Origin of the sequence: Bradyrhizobium sp. (assembly GCF_035309285.1) — a bacterium.
Lineage (GTDB): Bacteria > Pseudomonadota > Alphaproteobacteria > Rhizobiales > Xanthobacteraceae > Bradyrhizobium.
Map to the genome: position 1 here is coordinate 33717 of NZ_DATGFH010000034.1, position 24226 is coordinate 57942.

Below are 24226 nucleotides of genomic sequence, written 5' to 3' on the forward strand. Positions count from 1 at the left end.
GTGATGCAACGCTTGCAACCGGACGACAGGTTAAAGGTATTGATTTGACTTGAAGGTGGGTGTTCTGCCGGGATCGCCAATCCGGCCGGGTCGCTTCCTAACCAATCATTCAGTCCGGTCGGGTCTTCGTCGCGTCCTCCTGCGGTTTCCGACGTACAACGGTTACGTCCGGCAGACGGTACAGCCGCAATTCAGGATTGAGGTAAGCGTGACTCGGTGGCGAGGGTGCGGACGACCATACCAGTTCGGCACGTGCGAAGAGGTCCTCGTAAAACCGCCTATGCTGGGCGACCTGGTTGGCTCCTTCGGACGAGGTCGAATGAACGCCGGGACGGAAATATCGCTCGTATTTCGGTTCTGCGACCGCCACGTAGTCAACACCCGACATCTTTAATTGCTCGAACGTCGGCGCACGGTCGGCCACCGAGCCCACTCTGATGATTCGTGCCGCGATTCTGTTCTGCGTTGGATAGCGCCAACTGTCGCCTGCGCCCTCGAGCACGGTGAAATCCTCCGCCAGGATCGCCGCCTGCTCCTCGACGTGACTGGCGACCCATTCACGGAGGCGCTGACGGCTGTCATCGGCAAACTGCTTGTTGAAGCGCCAAACCTGCGCTCCTTGAACTGCAACAATGAGGACAACGCAGCCTGCGAACGCAGCCGATTTGAACCAAATCGGCCGTTCGAGTCGCTGCAAAGCGGAGTTCATCATCTGGCCGGCAACAAAGTAGCCGAGGACGGTTACCGGCAGTGCGTAGCGCGGGAATGGAAACGCGCTCCAGCTCAGCACGAGCGCAAAGGTCAGAAGAAACACCCCGCCGACCATTTCCGAAAGAGCCAGGGCCCGCGGCCGTACCAGCAATAGCAGCGTGGCGACGGCAACAAAGGCCCATGCATCAGGCAGCAGTTCAGAAACGCTCACTCGCAGCAAGAAGGCATTCGGAACCCCAAGCGCCAGGCCATCGTGACCTGTTGTCGCGTGGAAGAATTCGCCGACCACCCTTTGTGACGCTGCCGGAGTGAGCATCACCAGGTCTTGGAATGCTCGGAAATTGACCATCAGCGTGACGGCGGCTGCGGGCACGGCAAATGCAACGAAGCGCCGCATCAGGCCGCGGGGCTCCATCCTTGGCGCGACGAGAAGGGCCGCCAGGCACGGGAGTGCGGCGGCTACGCCCACATACTTGCCACTGGTCGCGGCAGCGAATCCGGTCCCCATCACCGCCGCCGCCAACCATTGCATCTGCGGGCGTGTGGCGCTCAAAAGCCAGCTCGCGCCCGCGATTGCTATTCCCAACCCGGCGAGGAGGGCTGTGTCCTCCTTGAAAAAATGTGCGTACACGGCCAAAGCCGGGCACAGCGCCACCATCCCGCCGCAGAGCAACAAGCCTCGGCAACCTCCGAAACAGTAACCCGCGAGAGCGAGCGCAAGTACGGCTATCGCCGCGAAAGTGGCTGAGGTCCAACGCCCTATGAGCAGTACGGCCCGCTCGTCGTTGTGAACGCCAAGCGCCATGCGAACGACATTGGTCGCTTCCAGCATCAGCAGTGGGTGGTTGAAATTCCGTTCCTGCGCTGGATGCACCAACTGGGCGATCTTGCTCGGTTCATCCGGATGGTAATCTCGGGGAAAATCATTGTGCCGCGTAAAGATCCAGAGGGAGACGCTGGCCAACACGAGTGCCAACGCAAAAGGCATTACGATTCGTAGCAGTCTGACATGTCGAGAGTCCGGATGACCCGGCACCTCGCGATTCCGACCACGCATTTGGGGGATGACTGTCATGGAAGGTTCGCCGGAGACCGCGCTTTCCGTTAGTCAGAGCTCAGCAATGGCGAACGGATTGAACATGGCCTACCTACTTACCAGCGAGGCGGGGGTTGGTCATGGGAAATCTGCACACGCGGCCGGGTGAAGATGGCGCAAGCCCTGCGCGGCTTCGCCGGACTGCCGAACGAACTGGGCGAGGCGCGCAATCCCATATTTGACCTCAATGAAGCTCGAACCGAGCGCTCGATCCGCTTGACTGCGTGCCATTCGAACCGGATCCACGTACGATGCCGGTACGAAGAAGAAGCGCTTCCTGTTGCCAACGAAAAAGGATCGACCGATGGGGGGAATTCTGGAAGGGGTGCGGGTGCTCGATTTCGGACGCTATATCGCGGGTCCGTATTGCGCGACGTTGCTCGCAGAGTTCGGCGCGGAGGTGATCCGCGTCGAAAAACGCGGCGGCAGCGAAGACCGTTTCGTGGTTCCGGTGGGTGCGGATGGAGAGGGTGCGCTGTTTCTCCAGATCAACCGCAACAAGAAATGCATCACGCTCGATCCGATGAAGGCGGAGGGGCAAGAGGTGCTGCGCCGCCTTGTGGCGCGGTCGGACGTGGTGGTCGCCAACCTGCCGCCGCAGACATTGAAGGCGATGAAGCTCGACTACGAATCCCTTGAGGCGGTCAAGTCCGACATCATTCTCACAACCGCGACAGCGTTCGGCGGACCGGGGCCGTGGTCGGACCGGGTCGGGTTCGATGGGATCGGGCAGGTGATGTCCGGCGCGGTCTTCATGACGGGAGCGGGCGATCCGCCTTACCGAGCGGCCGTGGCTTGGGTCGACTTCGGCACCGCGCTGCATTGTGCCTTCGGCACGCTCGCTGCCCTGATCGAGCGCGGCAAATCCGGCCGCGGACAAATCGTCGAAGGCGCACTGCTCGCCACCGCGCTTTGCTTTACCAACGCGACCCTGATCGAACAGGCGGTGATCGCGGCCAATCGCGTTCCGACCGGCAACCTCGGCCAGACCGCGGCCCCCGCCGATATCTACCGCACCAAGGACGGTTGGGTCCTCTGCCAGGTCACCGGGCATCCACTATTCGTTCGCTGGGCGAGATTGATGGGCGAAGAAGATTGCTGGCTGAAGGACCCGCGCTTTTCCGACGACCTCAAGCGCGGCGAGAATGGCCCGCTCATCAGCCAGCGGATGGCGCGATGGTGCGCCGAGCGCACCACACAAGAGGCCGTTGACACGCTCGGTGGAGCACAAATACCGGCCGGACCTGTGCTGAGCCCGCAGCAGGCTCTGGATCACCCGCATATTCGCGAAGCCGGCTTCATGACCGACGTCAACTATCCGGGCTTGCCGAAGCCCGCGCCGGTCGCGCGAGCGGCGGTACGGCTTTCGCAGACCCCCGGCGAAATCGTCACCCGTCCGCCAACGCTCGGCGAGCACACCGATCTTGTACTCGGAGAGCTCGGCTACGACGCGGCAGCGATCGCGGCGCTGCGAGACAAGGGAGCGATCTAAGGCGCGGTGATTGTTGCCCCGGGCGCACTCGCGTTGCGGCGATGGCAACCCGCAACCTGATCAGGCGTCCTCGGTGGTCAGGTCATGCCGGGCCACTGCTGCCCTGGACGCGCCTTCCGGCCCGATGTCAGGAAGAGCCGACATCGCCTTCGGCTTGCGCAGGCGCACATAGATTTGCGCGAGAAGCAGGACCACGCAGAGGAACAGGAAAAACGCGCTGATCGGGCGTTCGAGGAAAACCCAGATATCGCCGCGGGAGATCAGCATGGAGCGGCGAAAGTTTTCCTCGAAGCGCGGACCGAGCACGAAACCGAGCAGGATCGATGCCGGATGGAAGTCGAGCAGGAGCAGGAGATAGCCGACCAGCCCGACCGCGACGGTCTCGCCGACCTGGAACATGTCGTTGTTGGTCGAGTAGACGCCGATCGCGACGAAGAACAGGGCGCTCGGATAGAGGTACTTGTAGGGGATCATCAACAGCTTCACCCACAACCCGATCAGCGGCACGTTGAGCACGACCAGGATGATGTTGCCGATCCAGAAGCTCGCGATCAGGCCCCAGAAGATATCCGGATGCTCCTTGATCAGTTGCGGCCCCGGAACGATGCCCTGGATCATCAGCGCGCCGAGAATGAGCGCCATCACCGCATCGCCTGGAATGCCGAGACTCATGGTCGGGATGAAATCGCCCTGCACCGAGGAGTGGGTCGCGGCCTCCGGGCAGGCGACACCTTCCATCACGCCGGTGCCGAACTTGTCCGGCGTCCTCGAAACCTTCTTCTCCGCAGCGTAGGCGATGAAGGAGGCGATGGTCGGACCCGTTCCTGGAATCAGCGAGCAGAGGCTGCCGACGATCGTGCCGCGGAACATCGCGGGGATCGAGCGGCGCAGCTCATCGCGCGAGGGCCGCAGGTCGCGAAGCCCGACATTGGAGTATTTCGTGTTGATGTCGGAGTACTGGTTCACGCTCTTCATGAACTCGGCGATGCCGAACAATCCAAGCGCCAACCCGACCAGTTCGATACCGTCGAACAGGCTCGTCATGCCGAAGGTAAAGCGCGGCGTTCCGGTCTCGATGTCGGTTCCGACAATGCCGAGCAAGAGGCCCAACAGCGTCATCGCGATGCCCTTGAGCGGCGAGCCGCGCGCCAGCGTCGAGCCTGCGAGCAGGCCGAGCAGCATCAGCGAGCAGATTTCGGTGGGGCCAAATTGCAGCGCGACCCTCACAAGAAGCGGCGCGAGGAAAATCATCTCGGTGATGCCCCACGACGCGCCCACGAAAGAGGACAGCACGGTGATGCCGAGTGCCGCGCCGCCGCGGCCCTGTTTGGTGAGGGGAAAGCCGTCCAGGCATGTCACCGCGTGCGGCGGGTGGCATGGCAGGTTGAGCAGGATCGAGCAGATCGCGCCGCCATATTGCGCGCCGTAGAACACGCCGGAGAGCATCAGGATCGCGCCGACCGGCTTGATGCCGAAGGTCAGCGGCAGCAACACCGAGATGGTGGCCAGCGGTCCCATGCCCGGCAAGACGCCGACCATGTTGCCGACCAGCACGCCGAGAAAACACCACATGACGTTTTGCGGCTCGAGCGCGACGCCAAAGCCGTACCAGAGATCGGAAAGAGCGGTCGCCAGCATCTAGAAACCCCAACGGAACAGCGGGAAGGGCACCTTCAGTATGTAGGAGAACAGGATCGCGCCGGAGACCGTGATGATCAGAGCCAACAGGGCCGAACCCCTCAAGGTCGCGGTTCGATCGCCGAGCGCCGAGACAAAAACGCACATGAAGGTCGCCGGCACCATGCCGAAATATTCGCCGAAGAGAATGAACATCAGCGGCCCTGCCAGGATGCAGATCCAGCCGCGCCACTCCATGCTCTCGGGCAGGATGCGTTCGCCATCCTGCAGCGGCGTCATCAATCCCGAAATGAAGATCAGCACCCCGATGAAGGTCATCAAAATCCCGAGCATGAACGGAAACATGCCCGGGCCCATGTGCATGAACGTTCCGAGATTGTAGGTCGTCGAGTGCAAGATGACGAAGGAGCCCAGCAGCACCATGGCCAGGCCCGCGTAGAAGTCCTTCTTCTGAAGCAGGTTTTGCACGCCAACCACCTCCCCGGGTTCGTTTTTCTCATTATCACCGCGCGGTCGCCGACCGTCCAACCAACGTTCGGCTAATAAGTCAAGAAGCGCTGCGTGCTCAAATTGGGGTCACGCGGATCAAACGCGCCAATTCCGGTTCGTTCCCAGCGTTGCCGCAAGGCGCATTTGATCAACGTCCCGCACCGGGTGCGGTTGCTTGAAGGTAACTTGGGGAGCCCTATACCGCTTGTACCGCAGGCGGCAGATAGCTTCCTTCGATCAGCGAAGACCGCGGCAAATAAGCGCGCAAGATCAGGACAAATTTGTCGTCTGCCGGCGCCGGCAGCCAGTTGGCATTCGGATTCGAAGTGGGCTCCGTCCGCGACATCCATATTTCGAACGAACCGTCGGAGCCGCGCTTTAACCCGGCGGTGCGATCGCCGATGGCGTAGCGGCTGATCGGATTTTCTGTGAAGAAGAGCTGGCCGGCCGGCGCCAGACGATACATCGACAGTGACCAGAACGAATCGACCGGCGGCAATTGATCCGCCGCGAAGGTCAATCGCCACGATCGCGCACTGTCGAATCCGCCGCCGTCCTCGCCTGCCGCGCGAAGATACATCGCCTCGACGCGGGGCAATGCGGCAAGGCCGCCGATCGCCACCGCCGTGCGGTAAATATAGTCCTGGCCGAAATCGCCGAGGCTATAGCGCGGAAAGGTCCAGCCATTGTGCACCAGCGCGGAGTTTCGCACTTGCCTCAGCAGGACGAGGGCGTCGGCCATGCCGGCGCGGATGTCGGCGACCTGATCGGCGGAATAATGCTGCGGATCGAACCTTGCGCCCAACCGGATCAAAGGCGCCATGCTGTCCAGCATGCGGGCATCGGTGACGGGCGGCGGGCTCTCGTTCATCAGCGCCTGCACGGACGCAAAGTATTCATCCCAGGGCGAGGCGCGTTTCGCAAAGCTTTTGGGCGCGTCCGCCTCGGGACCGCTGATCGTCCAACCATCCTGGAAGGCATGCGCCTTTGCCAGATCGTCTTCGCCTTCGACGAGGGTTCGCCCGAGCAGCCACACCCAGTCGGTCGGCGAGCGAATGACCTGCGGCGCGTCGCTTCGATCGTGCGGCCCGACAATGGTGAAGGTTCGCGCAGCACTTCCGGAGGTTCGGGTGCCGACGATGGCGAAGTTGTTGGTGTACATGTCCATCAGCGGTACGCAGTAATACCGGTCGCCCGAGGCCGGTACGCTGACCGTGACCGGACCCTTCTCCAGGTTCAGCCAGGCTTGCGAATAGAGCGTGTCGTTGTTCGGCGTGGTGACGAACTGGTCCTTGGCGCCGACCAGGGCGCGCTGGTGATGGAGGGTGTTGACCTTCAAGCCTTGCGTGCTGCGCGCCGCGCGTTGACCGGCCATCTCGATCAGGGGAAGGCCCCACAGCCAGGCATTGCGCGCCGCCAGGCGCAGGCCGGAAGCGCCCGCAGGCTGCGCAGCGGCTTCGGCGTGCGTGAAGAGAGCCGCTGTGCCGGCTGCCATGAAATCCCGTCGGTTCATGTTGTTCTCTCCCCTTGTCGTTCACTTCCATTCGTAGCCGCGCAAGGCGTGCGCGCCAACAGGGCGAGCCAACCCGTTATCCCATTATCTTGTCAGCGGAGGCGAGAAGGGAAGCCGGCATCGAGACGTTGAGCGCGCTCGCGGTGTTTTGATTGATCCACAGCTCGATCCGTGATGGCGGTTCGACCGGGAGCGCGGCTGGACTTGCGCCGTCCAGTATTTTCTTCACGAAATATCCGGATCGAAGATAAATATGCTCCCGCGACGGTCCATAGCCGATGAGCCCGCCAAAGCCGGCGAACTCCGGTGTGTTCGCGAAGGCGGGAAGCCGATGCATCAACGCCAGCACCGGAATCCGATCCATGAGGTCGCTCGTCTGCGCGTCCAGCATGATCTGAACGGCATCGGGTGGCTTCTGCGCGAGCTTCCTGAAGGCTGCCTCGAGCTCGTCGCGCGACTGGAACGCGATCGGCGTCACGGCAATCCCCAGCCCGCCTGCACGCGTTCGGATGCTGTCCAGAAATCCGGGATTTGTCGGACTATGGAGAATGGCGGTCGAAGCTGCCTTGGGAAGGACGGAGCGCTGCAGCCCAAGCATCTTTGACGCAATCTCGATATTTGCAGTCGCGATCCCCGTGGTACGGCCCCCCGGGCTTGCAAGACCTGCAATCAGGCCATTGCCGACGGGATCATCGACGGCAATCATGACGACGGGCAGCGGCGGCACCAGGCGTTGGGCTGCGCGAACCGAGGCGACGGCTTCCGCCAGGATCACGCTGACGCCGATCCCTGAGAGATCGCGCAGCGCCTCGGAAAGTCGTTCGTTACTTGCGGCCGCAAAGCGCGGCTCGAAGATGTAGTCGCGGCCCTCGATCAGGCCGTTGTCAGCCAATCCCTGCTTGATCGTTCTGATCTGATAGGCGCTGTTGATCGACGCGGCCGCGCCATCGGCCAGAAATCCGATGCGCGGAAGAGCCTTTTGCGCCAGCGCCGCACAAGGCCACGAAACGGCCGCGCCACCGAGAGCGGCAAGGAAGTGACGCCGTCTCATGTCATCCTTTCAGCAGGCCTCGTCGCGCTTTAGGCGGCGCTGTAGCCTCCGTCGACCACATGCGAGGCGCCGGTCATGAAGGAGGCCTTGTCCGAGCACATCCACACCACTGCTTCTGCGATTTCCTCCGCGACGCCCAGGCGCCGCATCGGGACTTTCGCCATGATCTCATCATAGCGGGTTTCCATCATGTCCTTCGTCATCGGCGTCTGGATGTAGCCGGGATTGACGCAATTGACCCTGATGCCGTCCTGGGCGTACTCGATCGCCGCGGTCTTGGTCAGGCCGACGACGCCGTGCTTTGTCGCGACGTAGTGACCCGACGTGGCAAGGCCGACCAGGCCCGCGATCGATGCCGTGTTGACGATCGATCCGCCGCCACCCTGCGCCAGCATCTGGGTGATTTCATGCTTCAGGCACAGGAACACGCCCATCAGGTTCACCGAAAGTATTTTTGCAACGGACAATGGCGCGAGTTCATGGATGCGCTGGCCAGCCGGTCCGACCGAGCGTCCCGAAACGCCGGCATTGTTGAAGGCGCAGTCGATGCGTCCGAACGCCGAGACCGTGCGCGCCACCATGTTGGCCACCTCGGCGTCTTCCGTGACGTCGCCTTCGACCGCAATCGACTGACCGCCAATGGCATTGATCAAGGCGACTGTGCCCTCAAGGCCTTCCTTCGAGAGGTCGGATACGGCGACACGCGCCCCTTCGCGCGCCATAGCCACCGCGGTTGCCCGTCCGATACCGGACGCGCCGCCCGTCACCAATGCAACTTTGCCATCCAGAATGCCTGCCATGAAAGACTCCTTGTGCGGGCTCGGCGTCACCGTTTTCCTTCGATCGCGATCTCGACGAGATAAGGTTGATTGGCAGCCACCGCATTCGCAACGGCGCCCGCGATATCGGTTGCCTTCTCGACCCGGATAGCCTCGACGCCCATGCCGGCGGCGAGATGCACGAAATCAAGCGCGGGCCCGACCAGGTCCATGTTCTGATAGGGATGTTGCGTGCCGGCCTCAAAGTTCTGGCGCCAGACGTCCACATTGTGCTTGAGGATGCGGTATTCGCGGTTCGACAGCACGACGAACACGATCGCGAGCTTGTGATGCGCCGCCGTCCACAGCGCCTGGATCGAGTACATCGCCGAACCGTCGCCCGAGATCGCCACGACCGGGCGATCCGGCATCGCCACTTTCACGCCGATGGCGCCGGCCAGACCCTGGCCGATGCCGCCGCCGCGCCCGCCGAAATAATCGCCGAAGCCGCGGTAATCGAAGGCGCGCGCCAGATCGAGGCTCGCCGTGATGCTTTCGTCCACGATCACGACATTGTCGGGCAGGCCGCGCCGAAGCTCTGCCGTCACCCGCGGCATCGAGGCGGGCTCGCGGCCCCAGGCCTTTTCAAGGCGCGCGCGATAAGCCTCTTTTTCTTTTGCACTCAGTTCGGCAAGCGCCTGGTTGCGCGCTTTTGCGGCGAGTTTGAACTCCGCGCTCGCTCTTGCACGCACCACATTCGTCACTGCATCAAGGCTTGCCGCAAGACCGCCGACGAGGCCGGCATCAAGCCGGTGATTGAACGCGAGCCGCTCGGGCGCCTCCTCGATCTGGAGGACGACGGCACCGTCGGGAAAATGGCCGCCGGGCGCGTACCAGATGTCCTCGAAAAACGGTCCGCCCAAGAGCAGGACGAGATCGGCGTCGCCCAGCGCCTTCTTCACTTGCCGCGCATCGCCCGGCAGCGACTGGCGGTAATTCGGATGGCTGGTCGGGAAGGGCGCGTGATGCCGCAGCCCCTCGAACCACACCGGGGCGCCGATCGCCTCTGCAAGTGCGACGAGGCTGGTCTCGGCGCCTGATCGCGCCACGTCGTCGCCGGCGACGATTGCGGGCGCCTTCGCGGCCAAAAGCAGCGACGCCAGCGTCTCGACGCCCGCGGGATTGGGATAGACCGACCGCCATAATTGATCCGGTGCGATCGCCTCGACGGAGGTCTCCTGCTCCATCACGTCGATCGGCAGCGCCACGAAGACCGGACCCTGGGGCGCGTCGGTCGCGACCTTGAAGGCGCGGCGCATGATCGGCGCGATCTCATCGGCGCGTTCGATCTGCACGCTCCATTTCGTGACGGGAGCAGCCATCGCGACGAGGTCATGGCCGAGGATGGGATTGTTGAGCCGCATCCGCGTGTCCTGCTGGCCTGCGGTGACGACCACTGGCGAGCCCGCCTTCAGCGCGCCGTAGAGCGAGCCGATGCCGTTGCCCAGCCCCGGGGCGACGTGCAGGTTCGCCACCGTGACGCGGCCGGACGCCTGCGCATAGAAGCTCGCGGCGCTGACGGCGACACCCTCATGCAAGGTCATGATGTAGTCGACTTGCGGAAAGGCCGGCAGGCTGTCGAGCAGCGGCGTCTCGGTGGTTCCGGGATTGCCGAAGATATGGCGCACGCCGTGCGACACGAACGATTCCATCAGCACACGGCGTCCGCGCATTCGCTTCCTCATCTCGCCCACGTTTTGTCGCATCATCGGCCGTGAGGGAGCGCAAGGCAACAGTTCGGGGTGACGCCTTGGAACCACGGGACTTGCGCCTCTTGCATGGCTTTACAGCCCTGTCCCACATGTCATCATGCGCACGAGCGAGTTCAGCCACGCGAGCATGATGCAAAACCCCCCGCTTTCCTGGTTCGGCATTGTCCGCCTCGGCCTGGTGCAGACCGCGCTCGGCTCGGTGACGGTGCTCACCATGGCGACGCTGAATCGCGTCATGGTGGTGGAGCTGGCGCTGCCGTCGATGCTGCCGGGCCTTCTGGTCGGCCTGCATTACGCCATGCAGCTCCTGCGCCCGCGCCTCGGCTATGGTTCCGATCTCGGCGGCCGCCGCACGCCATGGATCGTCGGCGGCATGATCTTGCATGCGGCGGGCGGGGCGCTCGCCGCGGTCGCGACGGCGTTGATGGCGACGCGGCTCGCGCTCGGTATTGCGCTCGCGGTCGTTGCCTTCATCATGATCGGCATCGGCGTGTCCGCCGCCGGCACCTCGCTTCTGGTGCTGCTCGCCAAGCGCACCGAGCCGGCGCGGCGCAGTGCGGCCGCCTCGATCGCCTGGACCATGATGGTCACGGGTTTTATCGGCACCACGGCGGCGGCTGGCTTTGCGCTCGATCCGTTTTCGCCGATGCGGCTGGTTGCAGTGTCATCGACGATCTCGGTGATCGCCTTGGTGCTCACCTTCATCGGCATCTGGAACATCGAAGGCGAGGGCGCATCGCCCGATGCGCGCCCGGCTGCGGCAGCGCCGCCGAAAGCCACGTTCCGCGAGGAGCTCGCTGAAATCTGGAGCGAGAAGCAGGCCCGCCGCTTTGCGATCTTCATCTTCATCTCGATGCTGGCCTATAGCGCACCGGACCTGATCCTCGAGCCGTTCGCCGGCGCGGTGTACGGCATGACACCCGGCGAGACCACGCGGCTTGCCGGCTTCCAGCACACCGGCACCATGATCGGCATGGTGCTGGTGCCATTCCTGCACCGGCTGATTCCGGCCTGGCGCACGCGCACCACGCCCTGGATCGTCGGCGGCTGCCTCGCCTGCGCGCTCGGGCTTTTCAACATCGCGTGCGCCGCCGCGGCCGGGCCCGGCTGGCCGCTCCGTACCTCGTTCCTGTTCCTCGGGCTCACGACCGGCATCTATTCCATCGCCGCCATCGGCGCGATGATGAACCTGGTCGGCGCCGGCCATCGCGACCGCGAAGGCACGCGGATGGGGCTGTGGGGTGCGTCGCAGGCGGTCTCGTACGGTACCGGCGGCTTCCTCGGCACGCTCGTAAGCGACGCCGCGCGGCATCTGCTCCCGTCGGTGTCGCTGTCCTACGCGATGGTCTTTGCGGCCGAGGCAGCGCTGTTCATCTTTGCGGCGGGTCTGGCGATCTGGATCGGCAAGCCCGTGATCGCGAGCGCGCCGGCGGAGGAGGAGGCGGCGTGGGTGGCCAAGTAGGGGGCGTGAGGGGCAAAAACGACGGGTCTTGGCCGCACCTTCTCCTCATTTTCGCATATGTTGGCTAAACTCGGGTCGGTCTTTTGGTTCCTTCATGGCGCCGTGCGCCCAGCTTAAGAGGTACGACATGCGCAAGCTCCTGGTGGCGATTCTGCTCGCGGGCGCGGTCTCGGTCTTTTGGGCCGCCGGTGCCGAGGCCGGCTGCGGTCCCGGCTGTCACATGACGCTCTACGGCGCGTGCGTCGCGGACGGCTGGGGCCGGATTCGCAACGAGTGTCCCGTGCCAAGTCGACCCATGCCGCCGTGCCCGTACGGCACACGGTGGGCGCATGGTGCGTGCATGCCGCTGAACTGACGGGCACGAACCTCAATCCCGCGAGAGCGCATCGACCACAGGAGTTTTGGATGATCAGGTTGAGGCCACTTGCCGCTTCCATCTGCGCAACGCTTGTTGCGCTGTCGTGGATGGGGAGCGAAGTGCGTGCCGCGCAGTGCGGTAATGGCCCAGGCGGATTCGAGGCCTGGAAGCAACAGTTTGCTCCGGAGGCGAGGACGCAGGGCGTCGGCGCGGCCGGGATTTCCGCGCTGATGGGGACGAACTATGCGAGTGCCACCATCGCCGCCGACCGCAGCCTGCACAGCTTCAAGCTTTCGCTCGAGGCGTTCATGGTCAAGCGCGGTTCTGCCGCAATCGTTGCGCGCGGGCGCTCGCTGAAGCAGAGAAACGCGGCGCTGTTCGCCTCGATACAGCAGCGCTATGGCGTGCCGCCGGGACCACTGATTGCGATCTGGGGGATGGAGACCGGCTTCGGCAGCCAACGCGGCAATCAGAACATGCTGTCGTCGATTGCAACGCTCGCCTATGATTGCCGCCGTCCGGAATACTTTACCGACCAGCTCTATGCCGCGTTGAAGCTGATCGACCGCGGCGTGCTGTCGCCGGCCCAGCGCGGGTCCATGCACGGCGAGATCGGTCAGACCCAGTTCCTGCCGAAGACCCTCTTGGAATACGGCTCCGGCAATCTCGATGTCGCCGCCAACGCGCTCGCCTCGACCGCGAATTTCCTCAAAGCCCATGGCTGGCGCGCCGGCGCCGGCTACCAGCCGGGCGAGCCGAATTTCGCCGCGATCGAAGCCTGGAACGCCGCGCAGGTCTACGAGAAAGCCATCGCCATCATGGGGCGCGAGATCGACGGCTAGACATTGAGGCTCGTGCCGGGCGAGGCGCGCGGCCTCGCTCAAACTGCTCTCGCGCATAGCTGTCACCGCCGATCAGCCTTTGCGCGACCTCGTCGTCGGTCGGCGGCGGCCTTGATTGGTCGCCGACCGGTTGGGCGCAAAGAGTGACGTGAGCAAGCTGCGCCAGCAATAGCCAGGCTGAGAAGCCAGGCGCGAGCACGCGCATGGGAATCCTGAACGACGCGCTTCTGGCCATGCTCTTCCCCCGGGGGACGAAGCCACTGATACGGCGCGATCTCCTGCGTCATGGCGAATAGTCATGTACGCGCAAATGCGGCTTCTGTCGCAACTCTCCTCATTCCGTCTGCAGCCATTCCGCGGCGTGGATCGGCTCAGCCCGCTTTTGGTGCGAGAGCCAGGAAATAGGATCGATATCAATCGGGCGGAATTAGTGGGACTGGGGCGCATGCGTTCGAGGAGGTTGGAAATGTACACGCGCGTTCTGGGACTTTCGATAGCTGCTGTCATTCTGGCGTATGGCGCTGGTGGTGCACTTGCACAGGGGCAAATGACGCCCCAACCAGTTCAGCAACAAGCGCAACCCCAGCCCATGGGCCAGGAAGGGGCCGGCATGATGGGGCGCGGGGGTATGATGGGGGGAGGCATGATGGGTCGCGGCATGATGGGCGGGAGCGTGATGGGTCCGCCCCCGGTTATGTTGCGTATCATATTCGCACTGATTGACACTGATAGTGACGGGACCATCTCATTGCAGGAATTCCAGACGGCTCACGAACGGATCTTCAAGGCAATGGATACCAACAAGGATGGGAAGCTTACGCTGGAGGAGATGCAAGCGTTCATGCATGGGACTAGATGATCGGCTCCGCGGCAGTCTGACGAGCAAGCGGCTCACTCGGCCTGCAGCCACTCGGCTGCACCCCGCCACAACGTGTCGCGATGGTCGGGACGGAAGAATCCGAAATGCCCGATCTTGCCCGCGCCGACATCGGCCGGCGCCACCGTGATGATCTCGGGCTTGGTTGCGGCAAAGCCGGCGCACATCATTTCAACGGCCGGCCGCGTCGCCCAGGGATCGTCGGAGATGCAGAGCGCGCGCACCGCGCCCTTGTATTTGGCAAAGTTGGCAAGGCCCGTCAGCGTGGTGTCGTCAAACATATAGTGAGGGCTGCTCACCCATTGCGTCCATTGCAGGAACACGCCTTTCGGCAGATCCTCGCCGACGCCGGTCCAGCCCGGCATGTAGCCGAGCGCGCGAGTGAGCGGACTGCCGATGAAATTCATCAGGGCGTAGACGCGATAGCGCTCGGGCGAGGTCATCAGCTTCCAGTACGCCGCTTGGGCTGCGATCAGGAGCGCGCGCGAGATCTCCTTGTTGTTGGGGACGAGGCCGAGCGCCTGGCCGCCGAAGGAGTGTCCGACATAGAACAGCGGCAGGTTATGGTAGCGCTCGCGCATCCAGCTCACCGCGGCGGAGACGTCGAGGGCCGCCCAGTCCGCCATCGTCGCCGTGAAGCCGCGAAGCGATTTCGGCCGGTTGTAGCCTTCCAGCGCCAACTGCCGGCTGCCGCCAATGCCGCGGTAGTCATAGGTGAGGACGGCGCAGCCGCGGTGCGCCAGATAGCCGGCAAAGCCGCGATAGATCTTGCGCGGCACCGCGGTCGCCGAAGAGATCAACACCGCATGGCGCTTGGCGCCGCGCGGCAGGAACAGGGTCGCGCCAAGCGAATAGCCGTCGGCCGCCGGGATCGTGATGTCATCGGCGAAAACGTCATCCAGCGCGGCTTCCGTCACAGCGCTTTCCCCCAAAGCTTCATGTTTTCCATTAACAAATGCGAATTTGGCTTTTGCCGCAAGGGCTTGTCGTAAGCTTCTGGCCGGCTTTCGAAGCCGACTGGTTCCAGCCGGGGCAAATGCCGGTAGCCCTTGCGGAACAGCCTGTGTATAACGCGACGCTTCCGTTTCCCTTCGATAAGTAGCGGTTTTTGCTCAGGAGTTAACGTCATGTCCGAGCGCTGGAGCCCCGATAGCTGGCGCGCCAAAAAGGTGCTGCAGGTCCCCGATTATCCTGACGCGAAGGCGTTGGCCGATGTCGAGGCGCAGCTCGCCACCTTTCCGCCGCTGGTATTTGCGGGCGAGGCGCGCAACCTGAAAAGGGCGCTGGCGCGGGTTGCCGCGGGTGAGGCGTTTTTGCTGCAGGGCGGCGATTGCGCCGAGAGCTTTGCCGAGCACGGCGCCAACAACATTCGCGACTTTTTCCGTGTGTTCTTGCAGATGGCGGTGGTGCTCACCTATGCCGGAGCGCTGCCGGTGGTGAAGGTCGGGCGCATCGCCGGCCAGTTCGCCAAGCCGCGCTCCTCGCCGACCGAGAAACAGAACGACGTCGAGCTGCCGAGCTATCGCGGCGACATCGTCAACGACATCGCCTTCACCAGGGAGGCGCGCGTCCCCGATCCGCAGCGCCAGCTCATGGCCTATCGGCAGTCGGCCGCGACGCTGAACCTGCTCCGCGCCTTCGCAACCGGCGGCTATGCCAATCTCGCCAGCGTGCATCAGTGGATGCTCGGCTTCCTCAAGGATTCCCCGCAGTCCCGCCGCTACAAGGAGCTGGCGGATCGCATCTCCGACGCGCTCAATTTCATGCGCGCTTGCGGCCTCGATCTCGAAAGCCACCCCGAACTGCGCGCGACCGACTTCTACACCAGCCATGAGGCGCTCCTGCTGGGCTATGAGCAGGCCATGACGCGGGTCGACTCCACTACCGGCGACTGGTACGCGACCTCGGGCCATATGATCTGGATCGGCGACCGCACCCGCCAGCTCGAGAACGGTCATGTGGAATATTTCCGCGGTATCAGGAATCCGATCGGCTTGAAATGCGGCCCGTCGCTGAAGAGCGACGAGCTCGTGAAGCTGATCGACGTGCTCAATCCCGATAACGAGCCGGGCCGGCTGACGCTGATCAGCCGCTTCGGCGCGGACAAGGTCGGCGATCATCTGCCTGGGCTGATCCGCGCGGTGAAGCGCGAGGGCCGCGTGGTGGTGTGGTCGTGCGATCCCATGCACGGCAACACCATCACCTCGACGACGGGCTACAAGACGCGGCCTTTCGACCGCCTCCTGTCGGAGGTGAGGAGCTTCTTTGCGATCCACAATGCGGAAGGAACGCATCCCGGCGGCGTCCACCTGGAGATGACCGGCAAGGATGTCACCGAATGCATCGGCGGCGCGCGCGCGATCACGGACGAGGATCTCAACGACCGCTATCACACGGTCTGCGACCCGCGTCTGAACGCTGAGCAGTCGATCGACATGGCGTTCCTGATCGCGGAATTGCTCAAGCAGGAGCGGGGCGGCAAGGTGAAGCCGGTGCCGGCGGCAGCGGGTTTCTGAGTTGAAGCGACTCTGGCGGGCCACGGTCAATTCGCGCAACGGCCTGATCTTTGCGGTCCGCTCGGAGCAGGCCATCCGCGAAGAACTGGTGGCGCTGTTGCTCGCGTTGCCCGCGGCCTGGCTGATCGGCGCGACGATCATGCGCCGGATCGAGCTGATCTGTGCGGTGGCGCTCGTTCTCGTGGTCGAGCTGCTCAATACCGCGATCGAGAAGCTCGCCGATCGCCTCACCACCGACCACGATCCGCAGATCGGACGGGTGAAGGACATGGGATCGGCGGCGGTCGGGGTGACGCTCTTGATGGCGGGTGCGTTCTGGCTGTTTGCCATCGCCGAGCGCATAGGCGTGATCTGAAACCGCCGGATTGAAGTTGCGACGCCGCGATGCAACATTAGCGCTATGACCGAACGCGCCAACGAATTCCTTATCACGCTCGCCCAGCTCAATCCGACCGTGGGCGATGTCGAGGGCAACGCCGCCAAAGCCCGCGCCGCACGCGCGCGCGCCAAGGCCGACGGCGCCGATCTCGTGGTGCTGTCGGAACTGTTTATCGCCGGTTATCAGCCGGAAGACCTGGTGCTCAAACCGGCGTTCCAGGCGGCCTGCCGGACGGCGATTGAAGGGTTAGCCCGCGACACCGCTGACGGCGGACCGGCGATGCTGATCGGCACGCCCTGGGTCGATGACGGCAAGCTCTACAACGCCTGCGCGCTGCTCGATGGTGGGCGTATCGCGGCACTGCGCTACAAGGCCAATTTGCCGAACTACGGCGTGTTCGATGAAAAGCGCCTGTTCGCGCGCGGGCCGGCGGCGGGACCGGTCGCAATCCGCGGCGTCCGCGTCGGGGTTCCCATTTGCGAGGATGTCTGGGTCGAGGAATCCGAAGACTACGAAAACGTCGTCGAGTGCCAGGCCGAGACCGGCGCGGAAATCATCATCGTGCCGAACGGCTCGCCCTATGCCCGCGACAAGATCGACGTTCGTCTTTCGATCGCGGTCGCCCGCGTCACCGAGAGCGGGCTGCCCTTGATCTACCTGAACCAGGTCGGCGGCCAGGACGAGGTGGTCTATGACGGCGCTTCCTTCGCGTTGAACGGCGATCTGTCCGTCGCAGCGCAATTGCCGGCGTTCGTCGAGACCATCACCACCTTGCGCTGGACCAAAGGCAATGACGGCTGGCGCTGCAATCGGCCGAGCGCACCCGAGCTCGATGCCGACAAGGCCGATTACGCGGCCTGCGTGCTCGGCCTGCGCGACTACGTCCGCAAGAACGGTTTTCCGGGCGTGCTGCTCGGCATCTCCGGCGGCATCGACTCTGCGCTGTGTGCGGCGATTGCGGTCGACGCGCTCGGCAAGGAGCAGGTCCGCGGCGTGATGCTGCCTTTCCGCTATACCGCGCAGGTCTCGCTCGACCATGCGGCAAAGCTCGCGAAGAATCTCGACATCCGCTACGAGGTGTTGCCGATCGCCGATGCCGTGAACGGCTTCGAGAAGATCCTGTCCGGTCCATTCGCGGGGCTGCCGCGCGACATCACCGAAGAGAATCTACAGGCCCGCACCCGCGGCACGTTGCTGATGGCGCTCTCCAACAAGACCGGCGCGATGGTGGTCACGACCGGCAACAAGTCGGAAATGTCGGTCGGCTACGCCACGCTCTATGGCGACATGAACGGCGGCTTCAACCCGATCAAGGACATCTACAAGACCGAAGTGTTCCGCCTGTCGTCCTTGCGCAATTCCTGGAAGCCTGACGGCGCGCTCGGCCCGTCGGGTGAGGTGATTCCGCCCAGTATCATCACGCGGCCGCCGACGGCGGAGTTGCGAGAGAACCAGACCGACCAGGATTCGCTGCCGCCCTATGACGTGCTCGACGCCATCCTCGAGCGGCTGGTCGAGCGCGAGGAGCCGCTGGCCTCGATCGTTGCCGCCGGTTTCGATCGCGACGTGGTCGCGCGCGTCGACCGCCTCCTCACCATCGCCGAGTACAAGCGCCGGCAGGCCGCACCCGGCGTAAAGGTGACGAGCCGCAATTTCGGTCGCGACCGCCGCTATCCCATCACCAATCGTTTTCGCGATAGTGGAAAGCCCTTGCCCGAGCCGGACGAGACCCTGCTGTCGCGCGCAGCGCGGGCCTCAGCGGACGCCTTCGAGGGTTAAGGCGGGATGAGCTTGATTGAACTAGGCTGCCGCGAATTCGGTTCACCTCTCCCTATGGGAGAGGTGAAATTCAGCGCGGGATCGACGGTCCCTGATTGTCCTGCAGGAATTTCGGGCCGACTGTGCGGATCGACTTGTCGGATGAGGAGGCCGTCGTGTTGGCGGGCGGCGTGGAGGGGTTGGTGGCGGGTGTGCCGGCTTGCGCGGGAGTCGGAGCGCCCTTCTTGCCCTTCGGAAGCTGCTGGGCGCGTTGCTGCATCTTCTTCGCGCTCTCTTCGGTGACGATGATGTCGCCCTGTTGCGCGGCGTCGGCCTTGTCGTCGACCGATTTCAGCGCGTCCGCCCAGGTCTGCCCCGGCGCCTTGCAGGCACAGGACGGATTGAACTCGGTGCGGAATTTAAACGCGTTCGGCAGCGCCGTATACGGCTGGCCGTTGATCGAGACCGCCTGGTTGATGTCCTCGCCGGGATTGCGATAGGCGTAGAGTTCGGCCTCCGTTGCCGGGCACTGGGCCTTGCAGGTCCTCTCATCGTCGGCGAACCGCGAGGGCGGGGTGGCAAAGGAGATCGGGAAATAGCCGCCGTCGCAGGTGCGCACGCAAACGGTGCGGTAGGTGCTGGAATCGTCGATGCCGGGCGTGCCCGGCGCCCCGGGATTGCTGTTGTTGTTATTGTTGCCGCCGAACAGATTGTTGAAGAAGCTGCCGGGGCCAGCAGGCGCCGCGGCGGCGGCCGCGTTTGCATATTGCGGGCCGCAATTGTTCTGCGCGAGCGCGATCAGGACCGAGCGGCGCTGGCTGTCGCGATCCGGGCCGCCGAAGCCGCCACCACCCGCGCGCAAGCGCTCGAGATTGTTGGTGATCTGGTCGAGATTCGCCCGCATCTGCTGGATGCGCGTATTGACCGGGCCGCACCGCGCCGACTGCCCCGTGAACAGCGAGAAGAAGCCGGTAGAGTCGCAGCCCATGCGCTTGGCCTGCATGGTGACGCGATCGAGTTCGGCCTGCTGCTGGGCCTGGGCGTCCTGATAGCGGCGGATCTGATCGTCCGTCGCGGGATCGGTGCTGCCGCCGCGGTCGATCGTCGCAAGCTGCGTTTCAAGCCGCGGGCAAACCGGATTGACGGGCGGCGGAGCGCCTTGCATTGGCGGTGCGCCTTGCGGCGGAAGGCCGGGAGGCGGCGGCTGCTGCGCGGGCGGATACATCTGCGCTGACGCGCTCGAGCTCAGCACAAAAGCACCAAGCAGCACGGCGCACGCCAGGATTCGTCCGGAGGGAAAAACGGTCAATGTCTTAGGCATATCCGGCCATCAGGGAAACCGCGCATGCCCTATGGGCCGCGGCTGCCTCCCATAGCCGCTTCTGGAGGCAGCGTCACGTCGTTTCCGCGGCGCGGGTGTGGCAGGAACCTTGCCGTTACCGCTGGCAGGTGATCGCGACGTATCCGTCGCAGCCGCCATGCCGGCAATTGGCGCCGTCTTTCGGCACCGAACCGGTAATTTCGTCCGGATCGACGCGACGATAGGAGGAGGCCTGCGCAAAATTCCGTGATTGGCAATAGGAGCGGGCCGCATGCGCGCCGCACTTATCGCCTTTGGCCAGGCACTGGTCGATGCCATAGCCATCGGCATGGTTGGCGACGATGAAGACGCGGGTCTCGGCCGATGCCGCCGTTGCAGAGGCGAGCAGTGCGCCGGCCAAAAGCGCTGGGAGCAATCGCATGAATCACCAGGGAATGAGAGGACGGCAGGCATTACGAATAAACTCAATTGGTTAATAATGATTAACCATGGCGGAGGCCTTACTTGGGGTCGAAAGCGGCTTTTTCGTGGGGATGCGACCTTGACGGGGAGGGTCAGCTTGCCGCATGGTGCCCGCCATGAACGGTTTCCTCGCCATTTGCAGCATTTGCGAGATTACGAGCTAGCGACGAGCTGGCTGAGGCCGTCTTTTCTCAAAACATTGAGATCACTGGACGCCCGGCTAGCGGGAACGGGTGATCCATGGAATTGCGCCTTTACGATACGCTGACGCGGGAAAAGCGGCCCTTTGTGCCGCTCGATCCGAACAACGTGCGCATGTATGTCTGCGGGCCGACAGTCTACGACTTCGCCCATATCGGCAACGCGCGCCCGGTGATCGTGTTCGACGTGCTGTTTCGGCTGCTGCGCCATCGCTATGGCGCGGAGCACGTCACCTATGTCCGCAACATCACCGACGTCGACGACAAGATCAACGACCGCGCCGCGCGGGATTTTCCGGGCCTGCCGCTGAACGAGGCAATCCGCAAGGTCACCGAGAAGACTGCTTCGCAGTTCCACGCCGATGTCACCGCATTGGGATGCTTGCTGCCGACCTTCGAGCCGCGCGCCACCGATTTCGTGTTGCCGCGCGCCGACGGCAAGGCGGACATGGTGACGCTGATCCGGCAATTGATCGCGCGCGGACACGCCTATGAAGCCGGCGGCGAGGTGCTGTTCGATACCCAGTCGATGCCGGACTATGGCGCGCTGTCGGGCCGCAAGCTCGACGAGCAGCTTGCCGGCGCGCGCGTCGCCGTCGAAGCCCACAAGAGAAATCCGGCCGATTTCGTGCTTTGGAAGCAGTCAACCGAAAACGAGCCGGGCTGGGAAAGCCCATGGGGCAGGGGCCGTCCGGGCTGGCACATCGAGTGCTCGGCCATGAGCGCCGCCTATCTTGGCAACGTCTTTGACATTCATGGCGGCGGCGTCGACCTGATCTTTCCCCACCATGAGAACGAGATCGCGCAGTCGCGCTGCGCGCATGGCACGCCCACGATGGCCAACTACTGGATGCACAACGGCTTCCTCGAGGTCGAGGGCGAGAAGATGTCGAAGAGCCTCGGCAACTTCTTCACGATCCACGAGCTTCTCGCCGATTGGCCGGGCGAGGTGCTGCGCCTCACCATGCTGAAGACGCATTATCGCTCGCCGATCGACTGGACGCTGAAGAGCGTCGAGGAGAGCGCCAGGACGCTCGACGACTGGTATCGCGCGAGCGCGGATGTCCGGAGCGGTAAGCCCGCGGCTTCCGTGTTGGAAGCGCTGGCCGACGATCTCAACACCGCGCAGATGCTCGCTGCCCTGCATGGCCTGCGGAACAGCGATACAGGCGCGCTCGCGGCCTCGCTGCGCTTTCTCGGATTCTTGTCCGAGAGCAATGCGCAATGGGAGGGACGCAGGCAAACGGCAAGCGGCGTCGACGCCGATCGCGTCAATGCCCTGATCGCCGACCGCGCCGCCGCCCGTGCGCGCAAGGATTTCAAGGAGTCCGATCGCATTCGCGACGAACTCGCCGCGATGGGCGTCGTATTGAAGGACGGCAAGGATGCCGAGGGCAAACCGGTGACGACGTGGGAGATGGCCTGATGAGCGGCCCCAATACTCCCGCGCTGCGGCCGTTCCTGCCGGCGGATACTCCGGTGCTCGCTGCGATCTTCACCGCCGCGATCGAGGAATTGACCGGCGACGACTATAGCAGCGATCAGCAGGAGGCCTGGGCAGCGGTCGCCGATGACGAGGAAGAATTTGGCAAGAAGCTCGCCGGCGAATTGACGCTGATCGCAAGCTTGAACAATGCGCCGGTCGGCTTCGCCTCGCTCAAGGGCAAGGATCACATCGACATGCTGTATGTGCATCCGAGCGCAGCAGGCCGGGGCGTGGCGTCGGCGCTGTGTGACGCGCTGGAGAAGCTCGCCGGCGGCCGCGGCGCGACGAGTCTTACAGTCGATGCCAGCGACAACGCGCAGGATTTCTTCAGGAAGCGCGGCTATGCTGCGAAGCAGCGCAACAGCGTCACCGTCAACGGCGAATGGCTCACCAACACCACGATGCAGAAGACGCTGCAAGACGGGGGGCAGCCATGAGTCGCGAGCGCGTCTATCTCTTCGACACCACCTTGCGCGACGGCGCGCAGACCAACGGCGTCGACTTCACGCTGGCCGACAAGCAGGTCATCGCCGGCATGCTCGATGATCTCGGCATCGATTATGTCGAGGGCGGCTATCCCGGCGCCAATCCGCTGGACACCGAGTTCTTCGCCGAGAAGCCGAAGCTCCATCACGCGCGCTTCACCGCCTTCGGCATGACGCGGCGCGCGGGCCGCTCCGTCTCCAACGATCCTGGCGTGGCCGGGCTGCTCGAAGCCAAGGCGGATGCGATCTGCTTTGTCGCAAAGTCCTCGGCCTATCAGGTGCGCGTTGCCCTCGAGACCACGAACGAGGAGAACCTCGCCTCCATCCGCGACAGCGTGACGGCGGCAAAAAAGGCCGGCCGCGAGGTGATGCTCGACTGCGAGCATTTCTTCGACGGCTACAAGGAGAATGCGGCGTTCGCGCTGGCCTGCGCGAAAGCGGCCTACGAATCCGGCGCGCGCTGGGTCGTGCTGTGCGACACCAATGGCGGCACCATGCCGCACGAGGTCGAGAGCATCGTCACGGAAGTCACAAAACACATTCCCGGCAGCCATGTCGGCATCCATGCCCATAACGACACCGAGCAGGCGGTCGCCAATTCACTCGCAGCGGTGCGCGCGGGCGCGCGGCAGATCCAGGGCGCGCTGAATGGTCTCGGCGAGCGCTGCGGCAATGCCAATCTCTGCTCGCTGATCCCGACCTTGAAGCTGAAGCGCGAGTTCGCCGATCATTTCGAGATCGGTGTGCCGGACGCCAAGCTCGCTGGTCTCGTGAAGGTGTCGCGAACGCTGGATGACATGCTCAATCGCGCGCCGAACCGGCACGCGGCTTACGTCGGTGAAAGCGCCTTCGTCACCAAGACCGGCATCCACGCCTCCGCTGTGATGAAGGACCCGCAGACCTACGAGCATGTGGCGCCGGAATCCGTCGGCAATCATCGCAAGGTGCTGGTGTCCGACCAGGCCGGCCGTTCCAACGTCATTGCCGAGCTCGAGCGCGCCGGCGTTGCCTATGACAAGAGCGATCCAAAACTGTCGCGGCTGGTCGACGAGCTGAAGGAGCGTGAGGCGCAGGGCTTTGCCTATGAGTCCGCCAATGCCTCGTTCGAGCTTCTGGCGCGCCGCACGCTCGGACGGGTGCCGGAATATTTCCGCGTCGAGCAGTTCGACGTCAATGTCGAGCAGCGCTACAACGCCAACGGCCAGCTCGTCACGGTGGCGCTTGCGGTGGTGAAGGTCGACGTCGCCGGCGAGCACCTGATCTCGGCCGCCGAGGGCAATGGCCCGGTGAACGCGCTCGACGTTGCGCTGCGCAAGGATCTCGGCAAGTACCAGAAATATATCGAGGGGCTGAAGCTCACCGACTATCGCGTCCGTATCCTCAATGGCGGCACGGGCGCGGTGACGCGCGTCCTGATCGAGAGCGAGGACGAGGCTGGCGAGCACTGGACCACGGTCGGCGTGTCGCCGAACATCATCGACGCATCGTTCCAGGCGCTGATGGATTCGGTGATCTACAAGCTTGTTAGATCAGGGGCGCCGGCTTGAGAGTAACAACAAC

The 24226-nt window shown here is 63.9% G+C and carries 21 protein-coding genes; 11 read left to right on the forward strand and 10 right to left on the reverse strand.

Features of this window, described 5'->3' with window-relative positions:
* Positions 1-109: 109 nt before the first annotated feature.
* Positions 110-1699, reverse strand: a complete 1590-nt coding sequence (locus VKR55_RS07650; RefSeq protein ID WP_324401398.1) for a hypothetical protein — start codon at positions 1697-1699, stop codon at positions 110-112.
* Between the two features lie 412 nt (positions 1700-2111).
* Between VKR55_RS07650 and VKR55_RS07655 the strand changes: the two genes are divergently transcribed.
* Entirely contained in the window at positions 2112-3299 is a 1188-nt protein-coding gene (locus tag VKR55_RS07655) for a CaiB/BaiF CoA transferase family protein (RefSeq protein ID WP_324401400.1), read from the forward strand.
* Positions 3300-3359: 60 nt separating this feature from the next.
* Here VKR55_RS07655 and VKR55_RS07660 read toward each other — a convergent pair whose 3' ends face one another.
* From VKR55_RS07660 to VKR55_RS07685, 6 genes are all read right to left on the reverse strand, one after another.
* Positions 3360-4937 (reverse strand): tripartite tricarboxylate transporter permease, encoded by a 1578-nt coding sequence (locus VKR55_RS07660; protein ID WP_324401402.1) that lies wholly within the window; start codon positions 4935-4937, stop codon positions 3360-3362.
* A complete protein-coding gene (locus tag VKR55_RS07665; RefSeq protein ID WP_324401404.1) occupies positions 4938-5405 on the reverse strand; it encodes a tripartite tricarboxylate transporter TctB family protein in 468 nt (155 codons plus the stop codon).
* Positions 5406-5622: 217 nt separating this feature from the next.
* Positions 5623-6939 (reverse strand): DUF1254 domain-containing protein, encoded by a 1317-nt coding sequence (locus tag VKR55_RS07670; protein WP_324401406.1) that lies wholly within the window; start codon positions 6937-6939, stop codon positions 5623-5625.
* A gap of 76 nt (positions 6940-7015) precedes the next feature.
* The gene (locus VKR55_RS07675) at positions 7016-7990 is read right to left on the reverse strand and encodes an ABC transporter substrate-binding protein (RefSeq protein ID WP_324401408.1); all 975 of its coding nucleotides are present in this window, start codon (positions 7988-7990) and stop codon (positions 7016-7018) included.
* A gap of 29 nt (positions 7991-8019) precedes the next feature.
* On the reverse strand, positions 8020-8790 hold the full coding sequence (locus tag VKR55_RS07680; RefSeq protein WP_324401410.1) for an SDR family NAD(P)-dependent oxidoreductase: 771 nt from the start codon (positions 8788-8790) through the stop codon (positions 8020-8022).
* A gap of 26 nt (positions 8791-8816) precedes the next feature.
* Positions 8817-10481: a thiamine pyrophosphate-binding protein gene (locus VKR55_RS07685; protein ID WP_324401412.1), complete on the reverse strand. Its 1665-nt coding sequence runs from the start codon at positions 10479-10481 to the stop codon at positions 8817-8819.
* Positions 10482-10650: 169 nt separating this feature from the next.
* Here VKR55_RS07685 and VKR55_RS07690 point away from each other — a divergent pair, with 169 nt between their 5' ends.
* The 4 genes from VKR55_RS07690 (at position 10651) to VKR55_RS07705 (ending at position 14041) form a co-directional block, all read left to right on the forward strand.
* The gene (locus VKR55_RS07690) at positions 10651-11982 is read left to right on the forward strand and encodes a BCD family MFS transporter (protein WP_414642318.1); all 1332 of its coding nucleotides are present in this window, start codon (positions 10651-10653) and stop codon (positions 11980-11982) included.
* A gap of 127 nt (positions 11983-12109) precedes the next feature.
* Positions 12110-12337, forward strand: coding sequence for a GCG_CRPN prefix-to-repeats domain-containing protein (locus VKR55_RS07695; RefSeq protein WP_324401414.1), 228 nt, complete (start codon positions 12110-12112; stop codon positions 12335-12337).
* A 50-nt stretch (positions 12338-12387) separates the two neighbouring features.
* Positions 12388-13182 carry a lytic murein transglycosylase gene (locus tag VKR55_RS07700; RefSeq protein WP_324401416.1) on the forward strand — a complete coding sequence of 265 codons (795 nt, stop codon included), beginning with the start codon at positions 12388-12390 and terminating at the stop codon, positions 13180-13182.
* 466 nt (positions 13183-13648) lie between these two features.
* Positions 13649-14041, forward strand: a complete 393-nt coding sequence (locus VKR55_RS07705) for an EF-hand domain-containing protein (protein ID WP_324401418.1) — start codon at positions 13649-13651, stop codon at positions 14039-14041.
* 32 nt (positions 14042-14073) lie between these two features.
* Here VKR55_RS07705 and VKR55_RS07710 read toward each other — a convergent pair whose 3' ends face one another.
* Positions 14074-14976: an alpha/beta hydrolase family protein gene (locus tag VKR55_RS07710; RefSeq protein WP_324401420.1), complete on the reverse strand. Its 903-nt coding sequence runs from the start codon at positions 14974-14976 to the stop codon at positions 14074-14076.
* A gap of 210 nt (positions 14977-15186) precedes the next feature.
* Between VKR55_RS07710 and VKR55_RS07715 the strand changes: the two genes are divergently transcribed.
* Genes VKR55_RS07715 through VKR55_RS07725 form a run of 3 tightly spaced genes read left to right on the forward strand, consistent with a single transcriptional unit; the run spans position 15187 to position 18733 of the window.
* Positions 15187-16575 (forward strand): class II 3-deoxy-7-phosphoheptulonate synthase, encoded by a 1389-nt coding sequence (locus tag VKR55_RS07715; RefSeq protein WP_324401422.1) that lies wholly within the window; start codon positions 15187-15189, stop codon positions 16573-16575.
* 1 nt (position 16576) lies between these two features.
* Positions 16577-16930: a diacylglycerol kinase gene (locus VKR55_RS07720; RefSeq protein WP_324401425.1), complete on the forward strand. Its 354-nt coding sequence runs from the start codon at positions 16577-16579 to the stop codon at positions 16928-16930.
* A 45-nt stretch (positions 16931-16975) separates the two neighbouring features.
* Positions 16976-18733 (forward strand): NAD+ synthase, encoded by a 1758-nt coding sequence (locus VKR55_RS07725; protein WP_324401426.1) that lies wholly within the window; start codon positions 16976-16978, stop codon positions 18731-18733.
* A gap of 70 nt (positions 18734-18803) precedes the next feature.
* Here the strand turns inward: VKR55_RS07725 and VKR55_RS07730 are convergent, their stop codons facing one another.
* Both VKR55_RS07730 and VKR55_RS07735 read right to left on the reverse strand, forming a co-directional pair.
* Positions 18804-20033, reverse strand: coding sequence for a DUF2865 domain-containing protein (locus VKR55_RS07730; protein WP_324401428.1), 1230 nt, complete (start codon positions 20031-20033; stop codon positions 18804-18806).
* Between the two features lie 115 nt (positions 20034-20148).
* Complete coding sequence (locus VKR55_RS07735; protein ID WP_324401430.1) at positions 20149-20454, reverse strand: hypothetical protein; 306 nt, start codon at positions 20452-20454, stop codon at positions 20149-20151.
* 281 nt (positions 20455-20735) lie between these two features.
* On the opposite strand from VKR55_RS07735, the gene cysS reads away from it, so the two are divergent.
* The 3 genes from cysS to cimA are packed head-to-tail and all read left to right on the forward strand — an operon-like array spanning position 20736 to position 24213.
* Entirely contained in the window at positions 20736-22121 is a 1386-nt protein-coding gene (cysS, locus tag VKR55_RS07740) for a cysteine--tRNA ligase (protein WP_324401432.1), read from the forward strand.
* A complete protein-coding gene (locus tag VKR55_RS07745) occupies positions 22121-22618 on the forward strand; it encodes a GNAT family N-acetyltransferase (RefSeq protein WP_324401433.1) in 498 nt (165 codons plus the stop codon). The genes cysS and VKR55_RS07745 overlap by 1 nt, the downstream gene beginning before the upstream one ends.
* On the forward strand, positions 22615-24213 hold the full coding sequence (gene cimA, locus VKR55_RS07750) for a citramalate synthase (protein ID WP_324401434.1): 1599 nt from the start codon (positions 22615-22617) through the stop codon (positions 24211-24213). Before VKR55_RS07745 ends, cimA begins: the two co-directional genes overlap by 4 nt.
* Positions 24214-24226: the final 13 nt, after the last annotated feature.

What these genes read in the sequence shown, in the direction of transcription:
- VKR55_RS07650 (WP_324401398.1), bottom strand. Translation starts at nt 1,699, where the DNA reads ATGCCTTTTGCGTTGGCACTCGTGTTGGCCAGCGTCTCCCTCTGGATC.
- VKR55_RS07655 (WP_324401400.1), top strand. Translation starts at nt 2,112, where the DNA reads ATGGGGGGAATTCTGGAAGGGGTGCGGGTGCTCGATTTCGGACGCTAT.
- VKR55_RS07660 (WP_324401402.1), bottom strand. Translation starts at nt 4,937, where the DNA reads ATGCTGGCGACCGCTCTTTCCGATCTCTGGTACGGCTTTGGCGTCGCG.
- VKR55_RS07670 (WP_324401406.1), bottom strand. Translation starts at nt 6,939, where the DNA reads ATGAACCGACGGGATTTCATGGCAGCCGGCACAGCGGCTCTCTTCACG.
- VKR55_RS07675 (WP_324401408.1), bottom strand. Translation starts at nt 7,990, where the DNA reads ATGAGACGGCGTCACTTCCTTGCCGCTCTCGGTGGCGCGGCCGTTTCG.
- VKR55_RS07680 (WP_324401410.1), bottom strand. Translation starts at nt 8,790, where the DNA reads ATGGCAGGCATTCTGGATGGCAAAGTTGCATTGGTGACGGGCGGCGCG.
- VKR55_RS07685 (WP_324401412.1), bottom strand. Translation starts at nt 10,481, where the DNA reads ATGCGCGGACGCCGTGTGCTGATGGAATCGTTCGTGTCGCACGGCGTG.
- VKR55_RS07690 (WP_414642318.1), top strand. Translation starts at nt 10,651, where the DNA reads ATGCAAAACCCCCCGCTTTCCTGGTTCGGCATTGTCCGCCTCGGCCTG.
- VKR55_RS07695 (WP_324401414.1), top strand. Translation starts at nt 12,110, where the DNA reads ATGCGCAAGCTCCTGGTGGCGATTCTGCTCGCGGGCGCGGTCTCGGTC.
- VKR55_RS07700 (WP_324401416.1), top strand. Translation starts at nt 12,388, where the DNA reads ATGATCAGGTTGAGGCCACTTGCCGCTTCCATCTGCGCAACGCTTGTT.
- VKR55_RS07705 (WP_324401418.1), top strand. Translation starts at nt 13,649, where the DNA reads ATGTACACGCGCGTTCTGGGACTTTCGATAGCTGCTGTCATTCTGGCG.
- VKR55_RS07715 (WP_324401422.1), top strand. Translation starts at nt 15,187, where the DNA reads ATGTCCGAGCGCTGGAGCCCCGATAGCTGGCGCGCCAAAAAGGTGCTG.
- VKR55_RS07725 (WP_324401426.1), top strand. Translation starts at nt 16,976, where the DNA reads ATGACCGAACGCGCCAACGAATTCCTTATCACGCTCGCCCAGCTCAAT.
- VKR55_RS07730 (WP_324401428.1), bottom strand. Translation starts at nt 20,033, where the DNA reads ATGCCTAAGACATTGACCGTTTTTCCCTCCGGACGAATCCTGGCGTGC.
- VKR55_RS07735 (WP_324401430.1), bottom strand. Translation starts at nt 20,454, where the DNA reads ATGCGATTGCTCCCAGCGCTTTTGGCCGGCGCACTGCTCGCCTCTGCA.
- cysS (WP_324401432.1), top strand. Translation starts at nt 20,736, where the DNA reads ATGGAATTGCGCCTTTACGATACGCTGACGCGGGAAAAGCGGCCCTTT.
- VKR55_RS07745 (WP_324401433.1), top strand. Translation starts at nt 22,121, where the DNA reads ATGAGCGGCCCCAATACTCCCGCGCTGCGGCCGTTCCTGCCGGCGGAT.
- cimA (WP_324401434.1), top strand. Translation starts at nt 22,615, where the DNA reads ATGAGTCGCGAGCGCGTCTATCTCTTCGACACCACCTTGCGCGACGGC.